This window comes from Ruegeria sp. SAZD011 (assembly GCF_059612545.1).
Window position 1 is genome coordinate 1 of the sequence record NZ_JBXWQU010000043.1, and the last position, 19,055, is coordinate 19,055.

Annotated in this window: 17 protein-coding genes and 1 pseudogene; 7 read left to right on the top strand and 11 right to left on the bottom strand. The window is 64.4% G+C overall.

Translation table 11 applies throughout. The features are described from left to right. Positions 1-334 (top strand): IS30 family transposase (locus AC2FLM_RS22120; RefSeq protein WP_496859980.1); only part of this gene is annotated, 334 nt, incomplete at its 5' end. 54 nt (positions 335-388) lie between these two features. On the opposite strand, the gene AC2FLM_RS22125 is transcribed toward AC2FLM_RS22120, so the two are convergent. The 7 genes from AC2FLM_RS22125 to AC2FLM_RS22155 form a co-directional block, all read right to left on the bottom strand. After that, the gene (locus AC2FLM_RS22125; RefSeq protein WP_496859981.1) at positions 389-1,519 is read right to left on the bottom strand and encodes an NAD(P)/FAD-dependent oxidoreductase; all 1,131 of its coding nucleotides are present in this window, start codon (positions 1,517-1,519) and stop codon (positions 389-391) included. A gap of 5 nt (positions 1,520-1,524) precedes the next feature. Continuing rightward, a complete protein-coding gene (locus tag AC2FLM_RS22130) occupies positions 1,525-2,910 on the bottom strand; it encodes an FAD/NAD(P)-dependent oxidoreductase (RefSeq protein WP_496859982.1) in 1,386 nt (461 codons plus the stop codon). Next, on the bottom strand, positions 2,907-3,230 hold the full coding sequence (locus AC2FLM_RS22135) for a (2Fe-2S)-binding protein (RefSeq protein WP_234220984.1): 324 nt from the start codon (positions 3,228-3,230) through the stop codon (positions 2,907-2,909). The genes AC2FLM_RS22130 and AC2FLM_RS22135 overlap by 4 nt, the downstream gene beginning before the upstream one ends. Continuing rightward, a complete protein-coding gene (locus AC2FLM_RS22140; protein WP_496859983.1) occupies positions 3,214-4,323 on the bottom strand; it encodes an NAD(P)/FAD-dependent oxidoreductase in 1,110 nt (369 codons plus the stop codon). Before AC2FLM_RS22140 ends, AC2FLM_RS22135 begins: the two co-directional genes overlap by 17 nt. Beyond that, the gene (locus AC2FLM_RS22145) at positions 4,320-5,570 is read right to left on the bottom strand and encodes an NAD(P)/FAD-dependent oxidoreductase (RefSeq protein ID WP_496859984.1); all 1,251 of its coding nucleotides are present in this window, start codon (positions 5,568-5,570) and stop codon (positions 4,320-4,322) included. Before AC2FLM_RS22145 ends, AC2FLM_RS22140 begins: the two co-directional genes overlap by 4 nt. Continuing rightward, entirely contained in the window at positions 5,570-7,648 is a 2,079-nt protein-coding gene (locus AC2FLM_RS22150) for a TRAP transporter permease (protein WP_496859985.1), read from the bottom strand. The genes AC2FLM_RS22145 and AC2FLM_RS22150 overlap by 1 nt, the downstream gene beginning before the upstream one ends. Positions 7,649-7,760: 112 nt before the next feature. After that, positions 7,761-8,753 carry a TAXI family TRAP transporter solute-binding subunit gene (locus AC2FLM_RS22155; protein WP_234139043.1) on the bottom strand — a complete coding sequence of 331 codons (993 nt, stop codon included), beginning with the start codon at positions 8,751-8,753 and terminating at the stop codon, positions 7,761-7,763. A gap of 218 nt (positions 8,754-8,971) precedes the next feature. Here AC2FLM_RS22155 and AC2FLM_RS22160 point away from each other — a divergent pair, with 218 nt between their 5' ends. The 6 genes from AC2FLM_RS22160 to AC2FLM_RS22185 all read left to right on the top strand — a co-directional run bounded on the left by AC2FLM_RS22160 (position 8,972) and on the right by AC2FLM_RS22185 (position 15,368). Then, the gene (locus tag AC2FLM_RS22160; RefSeq protein ID WP_496859986.1) at positions 8,972-9,886 is read left to right on the top strand and encodes a LysR substrate-binding domain-containing protein; all 915 of its coding nucleotides are present in this window, start codon (positions 8,972-8,974) and stop codon (positions 9,884-9,886) included. 198 nt (positions 9,887-10,084) lie between these two features. Next, the gene (locus AC2FLM_RS22165; RefSeq protein ID WP_234143615.1) at positions 10,085-10,897 is read left to right on the top strand and encodes an IclR family transcriptional regulator; all 813 of its coding nucleotides are present in this window, start codon (positions 10,085-10,087) and stop codon (positions 10,895-10,897) included. Positions 10,898-10,920: 23 nt separating this feature from the next. Further along, positions 10,921-12,231, top strand: a complete 1,311-nt coding sequence (gene mtoX, locus AC2FLM_RS22170; RefSeq protein ID WP_496859987.1) for a methanethiol oxidase — start codon at positions 10,921-10,923, stop codon at positions 12,229-12,231. A 69-nt stretch (positions 12,232-12,300) separates the two neighbouring features. Further along, entirely contained in the window at positions 12,301-13,014 is a 714-nt protein-coding gene (locus tag AC2FLM_RS22175; protein ID WP_496859988.1) for an SCO family protein, read from the top strand. Beyond that, positions 13,011-14,225 carry a cytochrome-c peroxidase gene (locus AC2FLM_RS22180; RefSeq protein ID WP_496859989.1) on the top strand — a complete coding sequence of 405 codons (1,215 nt, stop codon included), beginning with the start codon at positions 13,011-13,013 and terminating at the stop codon, positions 14,223-14,225. The genes AC2FLM_RS22175 and AC2FLM_RS22180 overlap by 4 nt, the downstream gene beginning before the upstream one ends. Before the next feature lie 30 nt (positions 14,226-14,255). Then, on the top strand, positions 14,256-15,368 hold the full coding sequence (locus AC2FLM_RS22185) for an S-(hydroxymethyl)glutathione dehydrogenase/class III alcohol dehydrogenase (protein WP_496859990.1): 1,113 nt from the start codon (positions 14,256-14,258) through the stop codon (positions 15,366-15,368). 42 nt (positions 15,369-15,410) lie between these two features. Here AC2FLM_RS22185 and AC2FLM_RS22190 read toward each other — a convergent pair. The 4 genes and pseudogenes from AC2FLM_RS22190 to AC2FLM_RS22205 all read right to left on the bottom strand — a co-directional run bounded on the left by AC2FLM_RS22190 (position 15,411) and on the right by AC2FLM_RS22205 (position 18,988). Further along, positions 15,411-16,354 (bottom strand): annotated as a pseudogene (locus AC2FLM_RS22190) (carbohydrate kinase family protein). Between the two features lie 65 nt (positions 16,355-16,419). After that, a complete protein-coding gene (locus tag AC2FLM_RS22195; protein ID WP_496859991.1) occupies positions 16,420-17,178 on the bottom strand; it encodes an alpha/beta fold hydrolase in 759 nt (252 codons plus the stop codon). Beyond that, positions 17,178-18,479 carry a TRAP transporter large permease gene (locus AC2FLM_RS22200; RefSeq protein ID WP_234140138.1) on the bottom strand — a complete coding sequence of 434 codons (1,302 nt, stop codon included), beginning with the start codon at positions 18,477-18,479 and terminating at the stop codon, positions 17,178-17,180. Before AC2FLM_RS22200 ends, AC2FLM_RS22195 begins: the two co-directional genes overlap by 1 nt. Then, entirely contained in the window at positions 18,479-18,988 is a 510-nt protein-coding gene (locus AC2FLM_RS22205) for a TRAP transporter small permease (protein WP_234163300.1), read from the bottom strand. The genes AC2FLM_RS22200 and AC2FLM_RS22205 overlap by 1 nt, the downstream gene beginning before the upstream one ends. Positions 18,989-19,055 lie beyond the last annotated feature (67 nt).

A 19,055-nucleotide genomic window follows, 5' to 3' on the forward strand; every position in this document is an offset into this window, starting at 1 on the left:
CAAACTGATGGATGTGATGGAACCCCTGCCCCAACCGGCACGGCGCTCGATCACCTTTGACCGTGGCTTCGAGTTCCGTGCATGGCGCAGGCTGCAAGCCCAGATTGGCACAGAAAGCTGGTTTTGCGATCCACAGGCACCCTGGCAGAAAGGTTCAGTTGAAAACCTGAACAAACGTGCGCGTCGGTACCTGCCCCGTGACACGCAGCTCGCGGCGCTCTCAAATCGCAATATGAAGGCGATTTGCGACCGCCTTAACGGCACGCCAAGAAAGTGCCTCGGATGGCAAACCCCAACCGAGGCCTTCAGAGAAGAAATGATGAAACTGAGATAGCGGAAACCGTCGCAACGACCCTTGAGCCATCAGCCGGACCATAGCGGCCTCGGTCTATGAGGTGCGCTGGGGTGCAAACCGCTGGACGGCGAAATCTGCAATCGGCAGGTCCGTTCTCCCGTTCAGGATCAGATCGGCGGTGATCTGGCCAGTGATCGGCGCCAGCGCGAAGCCATGGGCCGAGAAGCCGAACAGGTGATATCCTCCGTCACGGCTCGCCGGGCCGATCACCGGCAACCGGTCGGGGGTCATGCCTTCGATCCCTGCCCAGCCTCGCAACACACGCGCGCGCGCCATGTTGGGAAAGATCGCTGCCGCCGCGGCGGCGTTGCGGGCCAGTTGGCGCATGTCGAGCATTGTGGTGCCGGTATCGGGATCAGCACTTCCCTGATAGGCCCCACCGATCAGCACCGTGCCATTGCCGAACTGCTTGAAACTCAGCGCCCGCCCCTGTGCACCCACTACAGGGGACAGGAACGGGCGCAGACGTTCGGTGATCATCAGCATCAGGGCCGAGGCGGTGACCGGTGCCCGGTCGCCCATCATTGCGGCCAGGTCTCCGCCCCAGGCGCCCGCGGCGTTGATCAGCACCGGGGTGGCATATGTGGGGCCGGTGGTCTCTATGGTCCAGCACCCGTTGGTCCCGTCGACCCCTGCGACCCTGGTCCCTTCGACAAGCGCCACCCCGAGAGACCGCGCCTTTCTGCTGAAAGCGCGGACCGTGCGGAACGGGTCGGCGTGGCCGTCACCATGGACAATGGTTGCACCGACGCAATGCGCGGCGGCGGCGGGCAGAACCGTGCGCAAGGCCGCCTGGTCGATGATCTCTTCATGCGAGAAGCCATGGGAAAGAAGGTGTTCACGGCGTATTTGCAGCGCGGCAAGTTCGGTTTCGGTTTCGGCCACCTTGATCTGTGCGGCCGGGGCAAAGCCGCAATCGTCATCGACAAGGTCGGATATCCTGTGCCACCGGTGCAACGCCGCCTGAGCCAGAGGCAGTTCCGGCACCGCACGCCCGAGTCGGCGTACCCCACCGGCATTCGCGCCCGAGGCATGCCGCCCGGCGCGGTCCTTTTCCACCACCACGACCCGCAGTCCCGCGCGGGCCAGATGCAGCGCCACCGACAATCCGTGCAACCCTGCGCCGACGACCACGGCATCGGCCTTTACGGTCGCCCGGACCATCGTCGTCACTCCGCCTCGTCGAGCGCCGCCAACTGCCCAAGCTCCAGAGGCTTGACCGGCGCGCGCAGGCGCGCGGCGCCGACATCGGCTATGGCGCATCCCCGTTCGGCAGCGATTACCTCTGTCACCGTCAAGCCGCAGAACCGCCCCTGACACGGACCCATGCCAGCGCGGGTAAAACTCTTGAGCTGGTTGGGGCCCCTGCAACCCAGCGCGACCGCCTCGCGGATACTGGCGGCGGACACCTCTTCGCAGCGGCAAACGATGGTGTCATCACCGGGCGGGATGCGAAAGCGGTCCGCCGGGCGATAGAGTGTATCGAGAAACCGCCTTAATCCGGCCTGATGATCCAACGCCCGGCGCATGGGCGCGGCAAGGCTGTCGCGCTGTTCGGTCGTGATCCTGCCCAACCGGTGCAACGCGCCAAGTGCCGCGATCTGCCCACCTGCTTCGGCGGCCACGGCGCCCGCGATCCCGGCCCCGTCACCGGCGACGGCAATGTTTGGATGGCTGGACGTGCCCCAATCATCAATGCGCGCATGCCAACAGGCCTGTTCGGGATGCCAGTCGTGCCGACATCCGGCAGCCATCGCCAGATTGACATTTGGAACCACACCCTGATGCAGCAGTACCGTCTCGGCGGGCACGCGACTCCAGCGGCCCGACTTGCAATATTCCACCGCCTCTGCGGCCCCTGCCCCAACGATCCGGATATCCTCGACCCCGCTCATTACCGGGATCCCCGAGGCACGGATCTCCCGTTGCCAGCGCCAGCCTTTCCACAGGCTGGCCGCGTGGCGCATCGTTCCGGGCAGGTGAGGCAGCGCGCGGGTGTAGTTCCCTCGCGGCGTGGTGTCGAGCAGGCCCGCCACCTTGACCCCGGCGCGCAGGTATTGATGCGCGACGAGGTAGAGAAGCGGCCCGGTGCCGACGAATACCGGCGCCGGCATGGCGATGCCCGATGTCTTGAGCAGGATCTGCGCGGCGCCCGCGTTCATCACCCCCGGCAGGGTCCAGCCCGGCACCGGAAAGGGGCGCTCTTGTGCGCCGCTGGCAAGGATGATCTGATCCGCCCGAAGCAGTTGTGCGCGATCCTCGACAGTCACGCCGATCTCGCCGCTTGCGTCGACCTGCCAGACGGTCGCGCCGGGAACATAGCGGGCGGTGCTGGTCCGAAACCGATCGACCAGCCCTGCGCCATCGAGATACTCTGCCCCCAGGATCGCGGCGCCGTCCTCGCGGCGCCGCTCGACGGCGCGATAGATCTGACCACCGGGCCGGGGTTGCTCGTCCAGCACGAGAACCGAGGCGCCATGTCGGCTGGCCCGTGTCGCGGCGGCCATGCCCGCAGGACCGGCGCCGATGACGACGATATCGTGCTGCTCGGTCATGGTGCCTCCTCGGGATCGAGAGACAGGACGGCGGTCACGTCAAAGGCCCCTTTCTGACGGGACACCCGCATTCCGTCGCGCACCTCGTGCATGCAGGCCTGCTGATTGCCCTTGCCGTCGATCTCGACCAGGCAGTCGAAACATACCCCCATCATGCAGAGCGGCCCGCGCGGTGTATCGGACAGGGCGGTGGTGCGGAACTGCCGGATCCCGGCGCCAAGCAGCGCCGCCGCAACGGTGTCTCCGGGCTGTGCCTCGATCACGGTGCCTTCGAAATGGATGCGGACGGGCGCGCCCGGGACCTCAAACACTCGGGACATGCTCAAACCTTTCCGGGCCAAGGCCGCTAGTTTCGCTCGGAAGCCCGCCCTCGGCAATCGCGGCGGCAAGGCTCTGGATATGGGCGGCGGCAAGGGTGACGCCGCTGTGACAGGTGGCGGCATAGGCGCCGGGACAGGTTTCCGAGCGGGCATAGATCGGTGCGCCATCCGGCGACATCACCCGCAACGCGCCCCAGGCGCGGACGATCCGGGCGTGGCGCAGATGCGGGAATGTCTGCACCGCACGCGACGCGATCCGGGCCTGGCAGGCGGCGGTTGTGCCATCGTCGAACCCCACCTCTTCCTTGCTCTCGCCCAGTTGCACGCTGCCTTCGGCGGTCTGCCGGATGCCGGACAGGGGCAGGTCGAGGAACGGGCGCATACGCTCGGTAATCAGGTTCTGACCACGCTGCGGGCGGACCGGAACCTGCAACCCGACCTGTTGGGCCAAGGCCGGCGTGCCAAGACCACAGGCGACGACAACCTGTTCGCAATCGAAGCTCTGGCTGGCGGTTCTGACCTGAAACCTGTGCGACCGCTGCTGGATTTCCAGCACCTTCTCGCCACTTCTGATCGTGCCGCCCAGCAACTGGAACCCCGCGTGCAACGCCCGCAACAGGGCCAGCGGATTGACATGTCCGTCTGTCGAAGAATAGCAGCCCCCCACCACATCGGGACCGAGGCCGGGCACCATGTTTCCCAGCGCGCGGCGTTCCAGTATGCGATAATCCACATGCGGGGCGTGGCGGCACAGCAGCTCCATCCGCTCGGCCTTTTCGGTCATCTCGTCATCGGAGAGAAAGATCTCGATCCCGCCGGGCCGCCGATAATCGAGGCGCAGCCCGGTCAGATCGGTCAAGTCGCTCGCCAGCTGTTCCCAGCCCTGCGCCGATTGCCAGGTCCACTGGGCATAAGGGGGCATCTCGACCCCCTTGGACTGCACCCAGACCAGCCCGAAGTTGCCACGCGCCGCGCGAAAGGCGACATCGCCCTCGTCCAGCATCAGGGCCCTGACCCCGCGGCGTTGCAGGCCAAAGGCAATCGCGGCCCCGACCAGCCCGCCGCCGATCACGATGGCGTCGGCGCTGGTCATGCGAACCTGCCGATATCGTAGGGCGCAAGATCGAGGTTCAGTGGCTCGCCCGCGATCAGCCCGGCCAGGATGCGCCCGGTATTGGGCGCCATGCCCAACCCGTAATGGCAATGCCCGAAGGCCACGAACAGGCCAGCCGCGCCCGGCACCGCCCCGATCGCGGGCAGGCTGTCGGGAAAGGAGGGCCGCACCCCCATCCAGGGGGTGACGGTTTCGGTATCGAGCCTTGGGAACAGCCGTTTGGCCATACGCCGGAATACCTCGGCGCGGCGATAATCAGGTGGCGCGTCCAGCCCCGCGAATTCGGCGGTTCCGGCACAACGCAACCCGTCGCGCATGGAACTGGCGACAAACTTGCCTTCGACATCCATGACCGAATTGTTCACCGCGATCCCCGGGTTGGCAAACATCAGGTGATAGCCCCGCTCTGCCTCAAGCGGCAGTGTCAGTCCGAGCGGCGCCAAGAGCCGTGCTGACCATGCTCCCATGGAGACAACGGTGCAAGTGCTTGTGATCGCGTCCCCGGTTGTGTCGATCCGCCATTCGCTCCCGTCGCGTCGCAGACCGCGAATCTCGGCCCGGCGAAACCGGGCGCCCATGCGCAGGGCCTTGTCCATCAGCGCCCGGCCCAAGGCGCCGGGATCGGTGGCGCGGGCCTGATCGCGGATCACGATCGCCGCCCTGTAGTCGGGCGCGATCTCTGGCTCGATCTCGCGCAGCGTATTGCCGTCGATCCGCTCCAGCGGCACTCCGCGATCAAGTCGCATCCGCCAGCCAAGCGTATCGAGATCCGCGTTTACGGGGTTGCGAAAGACATGCACATAGGCTGCGTCCCGCAAGAGCCCCTCCTGCCCTGTCCCTTTCAGGTGCTGGCGATAGAGTTCGACATTGGGACGGTTGAGCGCGTTCATCGCATCGGCAATCGCGGGCAGTCGATCAGCACCCCCCGCGCGCAGGAACCGCAGCAGCCAGGGCAACATGCGCGGCGCGTGGGACAGTCTGACTGACAGCGGCCCCTCGCGGTCGATCAGCCATCCCGGCACCTGTTTCCAGAGGCCCGGCATCGACTGCGGGACGCAACTCCATGGTGAAATCACCCCGGCATTGCCATGGCTGGCCCCGCTGGCGGGATCGTTTCTGTCGATCAGCTCGACATCGAACCCCTTTTCCAGCAGGGACAGCGCGGTGCAGATACCGACGATACCCGCCCCCAGAACGTGAACAGAGCCTCGCGCGGCGCCCGGCATTACGCAACCTGTACCCGTTTGCTGGCATAGACTTGCTGGAGCAATACCGGCAGCGCCACCATCATCGCGAACAGGTCGCTTTTCGATCCGGGCGTGACCATGAACAGCGCGGCAAAGGCGATTACCCAGCGAAGGGGTTTCGGCATCGGTGCGATGAAGAAGCCGCTGACGGCGGTTGCCATCATCACCACGCCCAGACCACAGGTCAGGACGGTTTGCAGGAACTCGACCCAGGTGAAGTACTCTTCGAGCACGATCAGCATCGCGGGTGAATAGACGAACACCATCGGCACCATCAGCTTGGCAATGCCAAGCGAGAAGGCCGACAGACCGGTTCTGAACGGATCGGCCCCCGCGATACCCGCCGCGGCATAGGCCGAGGCACAGACCGGCGGTGTGATTTCCGAAATCACGCCGTAATAGAGGACAAAGAGATGCGAGGCGAGCGGCGGAACTCCGAGGTTGGCCAGCGCCGGCTGCGCGACCGTCGCCAGCATGATGTAAAGCGCCGTGGTCGGCAGGCCCGCGCCCATCAGGATGCAGGTGATCGCGATCAGTACCAGCGAGATGAACAATGTCAGGCTGGGGATCGAGATCTCGAGCATCGGGATCCAGCTGATCAGCCCGTGCACGGTTTCGGCCAGAGACAGGGCGCCATTGGCCACCATGAAACCGAGCCGGAAACCCAGCCCGGTGGAATTGACCACGCCGACAACGATGCCGATGGCGGCCACGACGGCACCCACGGCCAGCGCGTATTTGGTCCCCAGCACCGCGCTGTCCATAACGTCGCGGATGGTCATCCTGTGCATCGGGTTGAGAAAACCCACCACCAGGGCCGAGGTGATCCCCCAGAACGCCGCCATATGGGGCGAGTAGCCGCTGAACAGCACATAGATCAGGACGAACAGAGGGATCGAGGCGGGCCAGCCGCGCTTGATCACGCGCCAGAGCTGCGGGATCTCGGCCTCGGGCACGCCTTTCAGCCCCATGCGCTTGGCCTGGAAATGCACGATGCAGAGCACGCCGATATAATGCATCGCTGCCGGGATCGCGGCCGCCAGCACGATGGTGGTATAGGGCACCTCGAGAAACTCGGCCATGATAAAGGCCGCAGCCCCCATGATCGGCGGCGTGATCTGTCCGCCCGCGCTCGAGGCCGCCTCGACCCCGCCCGCCAGATGACCGGGATAACCCATGCGTTTCATGTTCGGGATGGTCAGTGAACCGGTCGACACCGTGTTGGCGATGGACGATCCCGAAATGGTGCCGAAGAAGGCCGAGGAAACGACGCTGACCTTGGCCAACCCGCCGGTGTAGCGGCCGGCGACCACGGTCGCCATGTCGACGAACAGTTGTCCCAGCCCCATCCGCTGCGCCAGCACGCCAAAGAGGACGAAATGGAACACAACCGTCGAGACGATCCACAGCGTCACGCCATAGATGCCTTCGGACGGGAAATACATGTTGTTGATATACTGCGACCAGTTGATGCCCGGATGCATGATGGTCTGGATCGGGATGTACTGGCCGAAAACCGCGTAGCCGGTGAACAGCAGGATGATGATCGGAACGACCATGCCCAAGGTGCGCCGGACCGCTTCGAGCAGAACCACGATCAGCGCGGTGCCAAAGACGACGTCGATCAGCCAGGGGTCCCCCTGTCGCATCACCTGCTCCACCATCTGAAAATGGATGCCGAAAACGGTGAAGTCGACCCCGTACCAGGTCACCCCGATATAGAGCGACGTGGTGATCCCGACGACGATGAAGATCCAGTCGATCAGGGGCACGTTCCCGAACCGGTACCACGCATTCGGGCGCATGGGTTGGTTCCGGTCGCGCTTGAACATGGGAAAGCTGATAAAGATCAGGGTGATGACGCCGGCCATGTGAAAACCCATGTGCCAGTAATCGACCGGCACCCCGATTCCGGCGGTGACATAGTGATAGGCCGCGAACACCAGCGAGAACAGAAAGACGAACCTGACGATCCAGGGGCCGACCGTTCGGGTCTGAAGCGCGCTGTCATACTTCTTTTCAAGCTGTTCGGCCTCGTTAACGTCAAAGGTCGCCATGTCAGTCTTTCCGGATGTGAAACATTGTTTACCCGTCCGCAGGCGCGCGGCGCCTCGGGGTCGGTGAGGGAAACGGGCGCAACCCTGCGCCCGTTTCGACAGGGCGCGTCGGTTACTTGATCATCCCGATCTCTTTGTAGAACCGTTCGGCACCGGGATGCAGCGGGATCAGAACACCGGTCAGCGCGGATTCAAGCTGGATCGCCTTGCCCTTGGCATGGCCCTTGTCCAGCAGGCCGCGGGTCTTGTCGCTCCAGAGCGCCTTGGTGATCTCGTAAACCAGGTCCTCGTCCTGATCGACCGAGGTGATCAGCTGGGCGTTCACGGCAACCGTGGCGGTATCGGCGGTGATGTTCTCATAGACGCCGCCCGCGATGTTGCTGTGCACATAATAGGGGATGATGCCGTTGATCGCGTCCCGCTCGTCATCCGAGAAGGAGTATAGCTCGAAACCCTTGGTCGACCCCAACTGGATCAGCGCCGCAAAAGGCGTGCCGCCGGCATAGAAGAACGCATCCAGTTGACCATCGGCCAGGCGCTGTGCGCTTTGCCCAAGGCTCAGTTCGTGCTCCTCGACGGTGATCCCGTAATGCTTGAGGATCATCCGCACCGATACCTGGGTGCCGGACCCGGCCGCCGCCACGCCGACGCGCATGCCTTCGAGCCCCTTGAGGTCGTCGATGCTGGTACCCTTGGCCAGAACCAGGTGCATATCCTCGGGATAGAGGTTGGCAATGACGCGGATCTTGTCCTTGGGCACGCCGTCGAACTTGCCTTCGCCCTTATAGCCCTGCACCACGCTTTGCGCGCCTGCCAGACCGGCATCGAGCTGGCCTGCGTGAATGGCGTTGACATTGGCCACCGACGCATTGGTCGACACTGCGATTGCCACCAGACCGGGCACGCCACAGGTGCCGCCATCTTCACAAGCCCGCGCGCCCGGCGGGTTCGAGATTGCGTTGGCGATCAGGCCCCCGATCGGGAAATAGGTGCCGCCGGCCCCGCCGGTACCGATACGCCAGAATTTCATGTCCTGCGCAGTCGCGGCGCCAGCCGCCAGCAACAGACCTGCGGTCGCCGCAATCAGTTTGTGTCGCAATTTCATGTGTCACTCTCCGTTGGTGGTTATTTTCACGGTTTTGGTCGTCGTCGGCGGGAACAGGACACGGGTGTCAGGAACAAGCCAACAATCCGGCGCCTTCTACAGGGCCCTGGCAAAAGAGTGACGGGTTCAACCAATTAGGGCAAATTGTAAATATTTTTGATATGATCGATTTTTCTTATGGCATGATCCCGCCAGTCACGCAGTACACAGGTCGGAATATGAACCTCAGACAGCTTGAAGCGTTCCGGGAGGTCATGCTGACCGGATCGGTCACCGAGGCGGCACGCAACATGGGCCGGACCCAACCGGCTGTCAGTTCCCTGATCGCCGGGCTCGAAAACTCGGTCGGATACCCCTTGTTCGAGCGCAGGCGGGGTCGATTGCACCCGGTTCCCGAGGCGCATTATCTGCTGGATCAATCAGCGTCGATCCTCGACGATCTGGGCAAGCTGTCTCACAACATGCGCGCGGTCGGACGTCTGCAAGAGGGGCATCTGAACATCGCCTGCCTGCCGGTGTTCAGCACCATCATGCTGCCCCGACTGATTTCGAGTTTCGTCAAGGATCGCGGCAATGTCTCAGTGTCGCTGGTCAGCCAGTCCTCGGAACGGGTCTATGAACGGTTGGCATCGCAGCAATTCGATGTCGGCATTGCCGAGGCAACCACCCATTCGCCGCTGGTGACCGAGGCCGAGACCAGCATGGATTGCCTGTGCGCCGTGGCCGCCGACAGCGAACTGGCGCGAAAACCGGTACTTACACCGCATGATCTGGTCGGTTTGCCGATGACGACCTTTATCGACGGTCACTTCATCCGTCGCCAGGTCGAGGCTGCCTTTGCCAGAGAACGCCTGGACCTTGCCATTCGGTTTGAAATGCAGAACGCGGCCTCGCAATTTGCATTTGTCGAGGATGGGCTGGCCTGGGCGATCATCAGCCCGATGAGCGTTCATTATTATCAGCAATCCGAGCTCAACCAGCCGCGCGTGGTGTTTCGGCCGTTTCGCCCATCGATCGTCTATCGCATCGCCGTCCTGACGCCCGCCCACACGCCCGTGTCGCGCCTGGCGCGAGCGTTTGCTGATGTCCTGATCGGCGAAGTCCGGCGGGTCGCGGGCCTCGATCCTATGTAGAGCATCGCCGGTTTTGCCGGTGCGCTCCGAATGCTCCGGGAAATCAGACACGATCCGACCTTCAGGTGCGGGCGAATTGTCCAGGCATGGCGGGGATGTTCTGCCCGCAAGAATCACCGAAGGAGCGGGTTCAGAAAGGGTCTTGTCAGAAAAGTGATTCTCACATTACGGTGAAAACGTCCGAAATGTGAGACTGCCATGCAAGAACGCCTGATCCGCCTTCTCGAAGCCATTGCCGGTGCGGCCAGCCCGCTGAACGCAACGGAGCTGGCGCGTCTGACCGACGTGCCGCGGGCGACGATCTATCGCAACATTTCGTCTCTGGTCGATTGCGGCTTTGTCGAGGTGACGGACTGCGGCAGCCGCTATGTTCTGGGCATGCGCTTTGTCAAAATCGCGCTGACCGGCAAATCGGACATGCATGTGATCAACGCGGTCTCGTCCATGATGCAGCAAGTGGTAAAGACCACGGGCGAAACCGGTTTTCTGGCCCGCTATCGGGGGGGGCGGGTCGATCTGATCCATATCGAGACACCGGACGATCCGTCGCTGTCCTATATCTATCCCGGCCTTGGGCCACGCCCGGCGCATGCCTGTTCCTCGGCCAAGGCCATCGCGGCGTTCATCACGCCGGAACTGCGCGAGGAGTTGCTGGACATCCAGCCGATGCGCTTCAACCAGAACACCATCACCGATCCCGACCTGATCCAGCGCGAGCTCAACCAGGTGCGGCGCTATGGTTATGCGATCTGTGATGGCGAGATTGACGAGGGCGTCAGCAGCATCGCGGTGCCGATCAATGTGGAACGGCTGGGTGCGATTTTTTCCATGGGGGTCGTGGGACCTTCGAACCGCATCAAGCCGATGGTCCAGAACCGCATCCTGCCGGTCCTGTCGGCCGAAGCGGTGCGCGCGGCAGCGGCAATCCAGCATTGTTCGGTGGTCGATGCCGAGACCACCAATGCCGAGGCGCTGGCCAGCGCGAGCGCGGGGTTGAACGAAACGCATTAACAAATTTTTTTGGGAGGAAGATCATGAAGAGAAGAGAATTCGGCGCCCTGGCCGCCGGTGCCCTGGCGATGGGTCTGCCGTTTCGCGCATTTGCAGACGAAACCTGTCAGTCGCCCTATATGCCCAAGATCACCGGGCAGGAGGAATTCGTCTATGTCTGGACCCTGGGGGTCGAGGGCATGGGCGACGAGCAGGACAAGCTGGTCACCATCGACCTGCGCCCCGGCTCGGCCACGCGGGGTCAGGTGATCAACTCGGTCTCGGTCGGCGGCCGCAACGAGGCGCATCATGGCGGGTTCTCGGCCGACCGGCGCTATTTCTGGACCGGCGGGCTGGACACCAACCGCATCTTCATCTTCGACGTGCATTCCGACCCGTCGAACCCGAAACTGCACAAGACCATCGACACTTTCGTCAAGGACAGCGGCGGGGTCGTGGGGCCGCATACCTTCTTTGCCCTGCCCGGCAGCATGATGATCACCGGTCTCAGCAACGATGACGACCATGGCGGGCGCACCGCACTGGTCGAATACAATGACGACGGCGATTACGTGGCGACTTATTGGATGCCCACCACCGCCGACATGCAGGGCGCGGTTGCCGTGGGTGACGCGGTGGCCGATGGCTACGGCTATGACATCCGGGCGCTGATCCGCAAGAACGTCATGCTGACCTCGTCGTTTACCGGCTGGTCCAACTACATGATGGATTTCGGCCAGATGTTGCAGGACGCCGAGGCGATGAAGCGGTTCGGCAATACCATCGTGCAATGGGATCTGCACACCCGTCAGCCGAAAAAGGTGTTCAACGTCCCCGGCGCGCCGCTGGAAATCCGCTTCCCCTGGGGGTCGAACGCGAATTACGCCTTCTCGACCACGGCGCTGACCTCGCAGCTCTGGCTGATCTACGAGGATGACGCGGGCGAGTGGCAGGCCAAGGCGGTGGCAGATATCGGCAACCCGGCGGACATCCCGCTGCCGGTCGATATCTCGATCGCCGCCGACGACCAGACGCTGTGGATCAACAGCTTCATGGATGGCAAGACCCGGCTGTTCGACATTTCGGATCCGCACAAACCGTTCCAGATCTACGAAAAGGTCATCGACCGCCAGGTCAACATGGTCAGCCAGAGCTGGGACGGCAAGCGCGTCTATTTCTCGTCCTCGCTGCTCGCCAACTGGGACAAGAAGGGCGACGACGATGTCCAGTACCTGAAGGCCTATGATTGGGACGGCAAGGAACTGGTCGAGGATTTCGCCGTCGACTTCTATGAACTGGGTCTGGGCCGCGCGCATATCATGCGCTTTGGCAGCTCGGCGCTTTATTCGTCCTGATACCTCCCAGACTTCCGGGGCGGCCCATCGCTGCCCCGGCTTTTCCTTTGACATGGACGGTGGCGGCGGATGCGCAAGAGATACCTCCTTTCCGGGCTGACAGTCGCGGCGCTGGCGGCGGCAGCCCTCGGGTGGCAGGTCTGGAAGCTCCAGCCGGCGGCCCGGCCCAGCCCGATGGCCTCGGTTATCGAGGCGAGCGATGCTTACCAGTTCGACCCGCCCGCCCCGGGCAGCTACCGCCTGAACCGCATCAAATCCGCGCCTGATGGGCGGGTGCTGGATATCAACGGACGCGAACACGGCCTGCACGACCTGACACGGGGCAAGATCTCACTCGTCAGCTTCGTCTATCTGACCTGCGGCGACGTGAATGGCTGCCCGCTGGCGATGTCTGTCTTTTTCGACGTGCATGATGCCAGCGGCGACCTGCCCGGCCTCAACGAGGATGTGCAGCTGTTGACCATCAGCTTCGATCCCGCCCGTGATACGGTCGAGGCGATCGAAGCCTTTGCCTATCCCATCACCTCGGACCAACAATCGGGTGACAAGCTGGACTGGCATGTGCTGACCACGTCCGGCTCACAGGCGCTGGCCCCCATTCTGGACGGCTATGGTCAGGTGGTCGACCGGTCCGAGGATCAGGAGACGATCAGCCACCTGTTGCGTCTCTATCTGGTCGACCGGCAGGGCGACATCCGCAACGTCTATGGTCTGGGCTTTCTCGACCCGCGCCTGCTGTTGACCGATATCGAAACCCTGCTGATGGAAGAGGCGGGCGCGTGATCCGCGCCCTAGCGACAGCGCTGGCCCTCATCGCCCCCGCCGCTTTGGCCGGGGACTATGGCGCCGCCCTGCCCGCCCCGATCAGCGCCGAGACCTGCCCGACAGATGCGACAGACTGGACCAAGGCCGCGCTGGAGCGCAGCCTGACCCCGCAGCTGGGCCTGCCATCGGTGCCGCATCCGGTGGACAACCCGCCGACCGAGGCCAAGATCGCACTGGGGCGCAAGCTGTTCTTCGACCGGCGCCTGTCGATCAACCGCACCATGTCCTGCGCCATGTGCCATGTGCCCGAACAGGGCTTTGCCAATTGGGAACTGGCCACCGCCATCGGGGTCGAGGGGCGCAGCGTCAAGCGCAACGCGCCCAGCGTGATCAATGTGGGCTTTCTGACCCCGCTCTTTCACGATGGGCGCGATCCGGCACTGGAGACCCAGTTCGTCGCGCCCCTGGTGGCCCGCAACGAGATGGCCAACCCCTCGATCGGCCATGTGGTGGTCGAGCTGAATCGCCTGCCCGATTACCGGCCCCTCTTTGACGCGGCCTTTGCGGCGCCCGCCTCGCTTGACCGGATCGGTCAGGCACTTGGCGCCTATCAGCGTAGCCTGACGCTGGGCAACAGCGCCTTTGACCGTTGGTATTTCGGCGGCAACGAGGCCGCGATGGGCGCGGCGGCGCAGCGCGGGTTTGCGCTGTTCACCGGCAAGGCCGATTGCGCCTCGTGCCACCTGATCGACACAGACCATGCGCTGTTCACCGATCAGCAGTTCCACGACACCGGCTATGGCCGGATGCGCGAAAAGCGGCGCCAGAACCCGCCCGCCAGCCACCCGGTCCAGGTGGCGCCCGGCGTGGTGCATCAGCTCGATTTCGCCCGCATCCTTTCGGTCAGCGCCCCGCGCGAGGCCGACCTGGGCCGCTACGAGGTGACCGAGGAGCCCGCGGATCGCTGGAAATTCCGTACCCCCGGCCTGCGCAATCTGGCGGTGACCGCGCCCTATATGCATGACGGCGCGCTGACCACGCTGGGGGAGGTGCTGGAGTTCTACAATGCGGGCGGCGCCGGACACCCCGATCAGGATGCGCGCATCCGCCCGCTGGGCCTCAGCCCCACCGAACTGGCGGATATCGAGGCCTTTCTGTTGGCGCTCACCTCGGAGGGGCTCGATTGCCTCGTGGCCGAGGCGCGCAGCCACCCCCCTGACAATTTCTGACACTACTTTTGAACCAAGGAGACGGAACACATGCGGACGCGCGCGGCGGTAGCGATTGAGGCGGGCAAGCCCCTGGAAGTGATGGAGGTGAACCTCGAAGGGCCGAAGGCCGGCGAGGTTCTGGTGGAGATCAAGGCCACCGGCATCTGTCACACCGATGAATTCACCCTCTCGGGCGCCGATCCCGAGGGGCTGTTCCCGGCCATTCTGGGCCACGAGGGCGCGGGCGTCGTGCTCGAGGTGGGCCCGGGCGTCACCTCGCTCAAGCCCGGTGATCACGTGATCCCGCTCTACACGCCGGAATGCCGCCAGTGCGAGTATTGCCTGAGCGGCAAGACCAACCTGTGCCAGGCCATTCGCGCCACCCAAGGTCAGGGCCTGATGCCCGACGGCACCACCCGGTTTTCCATGCTCGATGGCACGCCGATCCTGCATTACATGGGCTGCTCGACATTCTCGAACCACACTGTCCTGCCCGAGATCGCGCTGGCCAAGGTGCGCGCCGACGCACCGTTCGACAAGATCTGCTATATCGGCTGTGGCGTCACCACCGGCATCGGCGCGGTGATCAACACCGCCAAGGCCGAGATCGGCTGCCGCGCGGTGGTGTTCGGCCTGGGCGGCATCGGTCTGAACGTGATCCAGGGCCTGCGGCTGGCGGGCGCCGACCAGATCGTGGGCGTCGACCTGAACCCCGACAAGGTGCCGATGGCCAAGCGTTTTGGGATGACCGATTTCGTCAACCCGGCCGAGGTCGAGGGCGACATGGTGGCGCATCTGGTCGAGCTGACCAGGGGCGGCGCCGATTATTCGTTCGATGCGACCGGCAATGTGGGCGTGATGCGCACGGCGCTGGAATGCGCGCACAAGGGCTGGGGCGAAAGCATCATCATCGGCGTGGCGCCGGCGGGGGCCGAGATCTCGACCCGTCCGTTCCAGCTGGTGACGGGCCGGGTGTGGAAGGGCACCGCGTTCGGAGGCGCCAAGGGCCGGACGGATGTGCCCAAGATCGTGGATTGGTACATGGACGGCAAGATCGAGATCGACCCGATGATCACCCACACGCTGAGCCTGGACGAGATCAACAAGGGCTTCGACCTGATGCATGCCGGCGAAAGCATCCGCTCCGTCGTCGTCTACTGAGGCGCATACTGACCCCGAACCGGAGCCCAAAACGGGCGTCGGTCACGCGGGGTGCGGCATGGCCAGCTCATGCGCCCAGGGCGGGTTCGACCCGGCGCGTGACACGGCGATGGCCGCCACCCGCGCCGCATGGGTCATGGCGACCGTCAGCTGCTCCGGGTCGAGACGCGCCAGCGACGCCGCTGTCAGCAGGCCCTGATCCGACAACGAGGCCAGCAACCCGGCAATGAACGTGTCCCCCGCGCCGACCGTGTCAGCCACGGTGACCTGCGGTGCCTGCACGGAGACTGCGGTGCCGTCCGGCAGGTAGCCCTCCGCGCCCGCCGCGCCGCGCGTCACCACCACCAGCGCCGGACCCAGAGCCAGCAGGGCCCGCGCCCCGGTGCGCAGATCGGGCGCCTCGGGGTACAGCCATCCCAGATCCTCGTCCGACAGGCGCAGGATATCCGCCCGTACCATCATCGCGGTAAGCCGGGTGCGATAGCGCGCCTCGTCCTCGACAAGGGCGGGCCGGATATTGGGGTCTATCAGCACCACCCGCCCTGCCCCGTGGCGGCTCAGCAGATCGGCATAGGCGTCGGCGCCGGGTTCGCAGGCAAGGCTGATGCCTCCGAAACACAAGGTCTTGGCTGCCTCTGGTAAAGGGGGAAGTTCGGCGGCGCCCAACATCCGCCCGGCGCTGTTTTCATCGTAAAAGGCATATTCGGGCTGGCCGTCGCGCAGTTGGACAAAGGCGAGCGTGGTCGGCCGATCCACCCGCGCCGCGCCCGACACGTCCACATGGCTGGCGGTCAGCGCCTCGGCCAGCTGCTGGCCGAACATGTCGCTCGAGACCGCTGTTACAAGCCCGACCGACTGCCCCAGTCGCCCCAGGGCAATCGCGGTGTTGAGCGCCCCGCCCCCCGGTTGAGGCAGGAAACCGCGTGCCCCACCGATAGTGGGGCCGGGATCATGTCGATCAGCGCTTCGCCGCAGCACAGGATCATCTTCACCCCCGTTTGGCCTGATGCGCGGGCATTTCAGCGCAAACAGGGGTGGCTGGCCAGAGGGTTCAGGTCTCGGTCAGGAAATCGGCCAGAATCGCGTGGAAGAAGCCCGGTTTCTCCAGATGCACCGCATGCGAGGTGCCGGGCACCACCGACAGGCGCGCATCGGGGATGTTGGACCAGAGTGAATGGACCTGCGGCCAGCGATAGGATTTGTCGCCGTCGCCCCACAGGACCAGGGTCGGCATGCTCAGACGGGGCAGTGCCGCGCGCCCGTCCCAGGCGGCCATCGCCCCCAGCCCGGCCATTGCCGCCTGCGGGTTGGCCCGGGCGCCGATTTCGACCAGCAGCGGATAGCCCGCCGCCGCCGCACCGGCCTTGAACCAGGTGGCCCCGATCCGGCGGATGGTGCATTCGACCCCATCCGCCAGCAGCCGTTCGCGCGAGGTGTCGATCGGCTCGAACCGGTCGGGCATCAGCCCCAGCGGCCCGGTGCCGTAAAGCACCAGCCGCTTGACCGCATCGGGCCGGTCGGCGGCCATCTGCTGCGCGATCATGCCGCCCATGGAATGGCCGACCAGCAGGAACTCGGCGATGCCAAGCTCGTCCAGCAGACCCAGCACCGCCGCGGCCATCTCCTCGATGCTGGCGCATCCCTGTCGGTCGGCGGCAGCGCCGAACCCCGGCAGGTTGGGCGCGATCACGTCGAACCCGTCCTTGAACCGGGCGATTTCCTGCGCCCACTGTGCGGCACCGCCCAGGTAGCCGTGGACAAAGACCAGAACCGGTCCGGACCCTTCGCGCAGATATGGCAGGCCCGGCATCAGCGCATCTGCTCCGGCAGCCACAGCGCCACATCGGGTGCGATGATCAGCACCGCGATCAGCAGGATCATCGCCGCGATGAAGGGAAGGCAGCCCATGATCACGTCACCGATGGTCACCTGATCGCGGCTGATCGCCTGGATCACGTAAAGGTTCAGCCCGACCGGTGGCGTCAGCACCGCGATTTCCATGGTGATGGTGTAGACCACGCCGAACCAGATCAGATCAAAGCCCGCGGCACTCATCAGCGGATAGATGGTCGGCAGGGTGATGAAGGTCATCGACACCGGTTCCAGGAACATCCCCAGGATGATGTAGAACACCAGCACGATGGCCAGAACGGTATAGGGCGACAGGTCGAAGGACAAGAACAGCTCGGTGAATTGCTGCGGCACCCGGTAATAGGTCAGCACGAAACCGAACAGTACCCCCGCCGACAAGAGCAGACCCAGATAGCCCATGGTCCGCATGGTGGAAAAGATCGCCTCCTTGAACCCCTGCCAGGTCAGCCCGCCGACCCAGAAGGCCAGCAGAACCGTCAGCGAGGCGGCGACGGCGGCGGCCTCGGTGGGCGTGGCGATACCGGCATAGATGGCAACCGTGATCACCAGGCCGATCAGCACGACCGGGCCGACCGTGGCCAGGATCATCCGCATCGGCATCTTGGCGGCATCCTCGCTGCCGGGGATGTCTTCGGGGCGCAGCATGCCCCAGATCAGCACCACGACGACAAAGCTAGACACCAGGATGATGCCGGGGATGACACCGGCGATGAACAGGTCGCCGATGCTCTGATCGGTGACAATGCCATAGAACAGCAGGATGAGACTGGGCGGGATCAGCACCGACAGGGTGCCACCGGCGGCCAGCACACCCGACGAAAGGCGCTTGCCATAGCCCAGCCGCAGCATCTCGGGCAGGGCCACGCCGCCGATGGTGAGCGCCCCCACCATGGACGAGCCGCAGACCGCTCCGAACCCGGCGCTGGCCCCGATGGAGCCATAGGCGGCAGAGCCGCGCAGCCGCACGCCCTGATGCAGGAACTGATAGAGGTTCGGCCCGATATTCGATTTGCCGATCAGCTCACCCAGGAACACGAATAGCGGCACCGCCAGCAGGATATAGTCGATCCAGACGCCCCAGAGCTTCAACTCCGAGGACACGATCGAGGTTTTCCAGCCCTGGATCTGCCAGAGAAACGGCAGCGAGGCGGCGGCCAGCGCAAAGGGGATCGGCAACCCGATGGAGATGAAGAGCATCAACAGGCCCAGCAGTCCCAGGCCGACAACATACCATTCCATTAGAGGTCTCCCGACGGGGCCGGACGCGTGATCAGGCGGATCAGGCGTAATGCGGTGTATAGGGTGAACAGGACCAGCGCGACCGCGCCCGGTGCCCAGAACATGTAGCGGGGCCAGTGCAGGATCTCGGAGGCCACGCCCGAGTTGAACGAGCGGATCGTGGCGCTGACACCGGCATAGGCAAAAAAGCCCCCGACCCCCAGCATCAGCAGGTGATTGAGAATGTCAAAGAACCGCCGCGCCCCCGGACGCAGCTGGTCGGTCATCATGGTCACCTTGGGAAAGGCATCCTCGCGCAGGGCAAAGGCGAGCCCGGCAAAGGCCACCGGGAACAGCAACAGCGCGGTGGCCTCGGTCACCATCCGGTCGGGCTTGCCCAGACCATAGCGGACAAAGACGCCGTAGGTGATCCAGACCATCTGGACCAGAACGATGACGGCCCCCAGCCCGGCGAGCCATACGACGCCGCGCTCGACACCCCGGATCAGGCGGTCGATTCCGTCACTCATGACAGACCTCTCAGGTTTTGATTAAGCGGCAACTGTGGCCCCGGTCATGCGGGGCCACAGGGATTAT

Coding starts and splice junctions, on each gene's coding strand:
- AC2FLM_RS22140 (WP_496859983.1), bottom strand. CDS start 4,323: ATGACCAGCGCCGACGCCATCGTGATCGGCGGCGGGCTGGTCGGGGCC.
- AC2FLM_RS22175 (WP_496859988.1), top strand. CDS start 12,301: ATGCGCAAGAGATACCTCCTTTCCGGGCTGACAGTCGCGGCGCTGGCG.
- AC2FLM_RS22195 (WP_496859991.1), bottom strand. CDS start 17,178: ATGCCGGGCCTGCCATATCTGCGCGAAGGGTCCGGACCGGTTCTGGTC.
- AC2FLM_RS22205 (WP_234163300.1), bottom strand. CDS start 18,988: ATGAGTGACGGAATCGACCGCCTGATCCGGGGTGTCGAGCGCGGCGTC.
- AC2FLM_RS22165 (WP_234143615.1), top strand. CDS start 10,085: ATGCAAGAACGCCTGATCCGCCTTCTCGAAGCCATTGCCGGTGCGGCC.
- AC2FLM_RS22155 (WP_234139043.1), bottom strand. CDS start 8,753: ATGAAATTGCGACACAAACTGATTGCGGCGACCGCAGGTCTGTTGCTG.
- AC2FLM_RS22130 (WP_496859982.1), bottom strand. CDS start 2,910: ATGACCGAGCAGCACGATATCGTCGTCATCGGCGCCGGTCCTGCGGGC.
- AC2FLM_RS22200 (WP_234140138.1), bottom strand. CDS start 18,479: ATGGAATGGTATGTTGTCGGCCTGGGACTGCTGGGCCTGTTGATGCTC.
- AC2FLM_RS22160 (WP_496859986.1), top strand. CDS start 8,972: ATGAACCTCAGACAGCTTGAAGCGTTCCGGGAGGTCATGCTGACCGGA.
- AC2FLM_RS22125 (WP_496859981.1), bottom strand. CDS start 1,519: ATGGTCCGGGCGACCGTAAAGGCCGATGCCGTGGTCGTCGGCGCAGGG.
- AC2FLM_RS22150 (WP_496859985.1), bottom strand. CDS start 7,648: ATGGCGACCTTTGACGTTAACGAGGCCGAACAGCTTGAAAAGAAGTAT.
- AC2FLM_RS22185 (WP_496859990.1), top strand. CDS start 14,256: ATGCGGACGCGCGCGGCGGTAGCGATTGAGGCGGGCAAGCCCCTGGAA.
- AC2FLM_RS22145 (WP_496859984.1), bottom strand. CDS start 5,570: ATGCCGGGCGCCGCGCGAGGCTCTGTTCACGTTCTGGGGGCGGGTATC.
- AC2FLM_RS22135 (WP_234220984.1), bottom strand. CDS start 3,230: ATGTCCCGAGTGTTTGAGGTCCCGGGCGCGCCCGTCCGCATCCATTTC.
- mtoX (WP_496859987.1), top strand. CDS start 10,921: ATGAAGAGAAGAGAATTCGGCGCCCTGGCCGCCGGTGCCCTGGCGATG.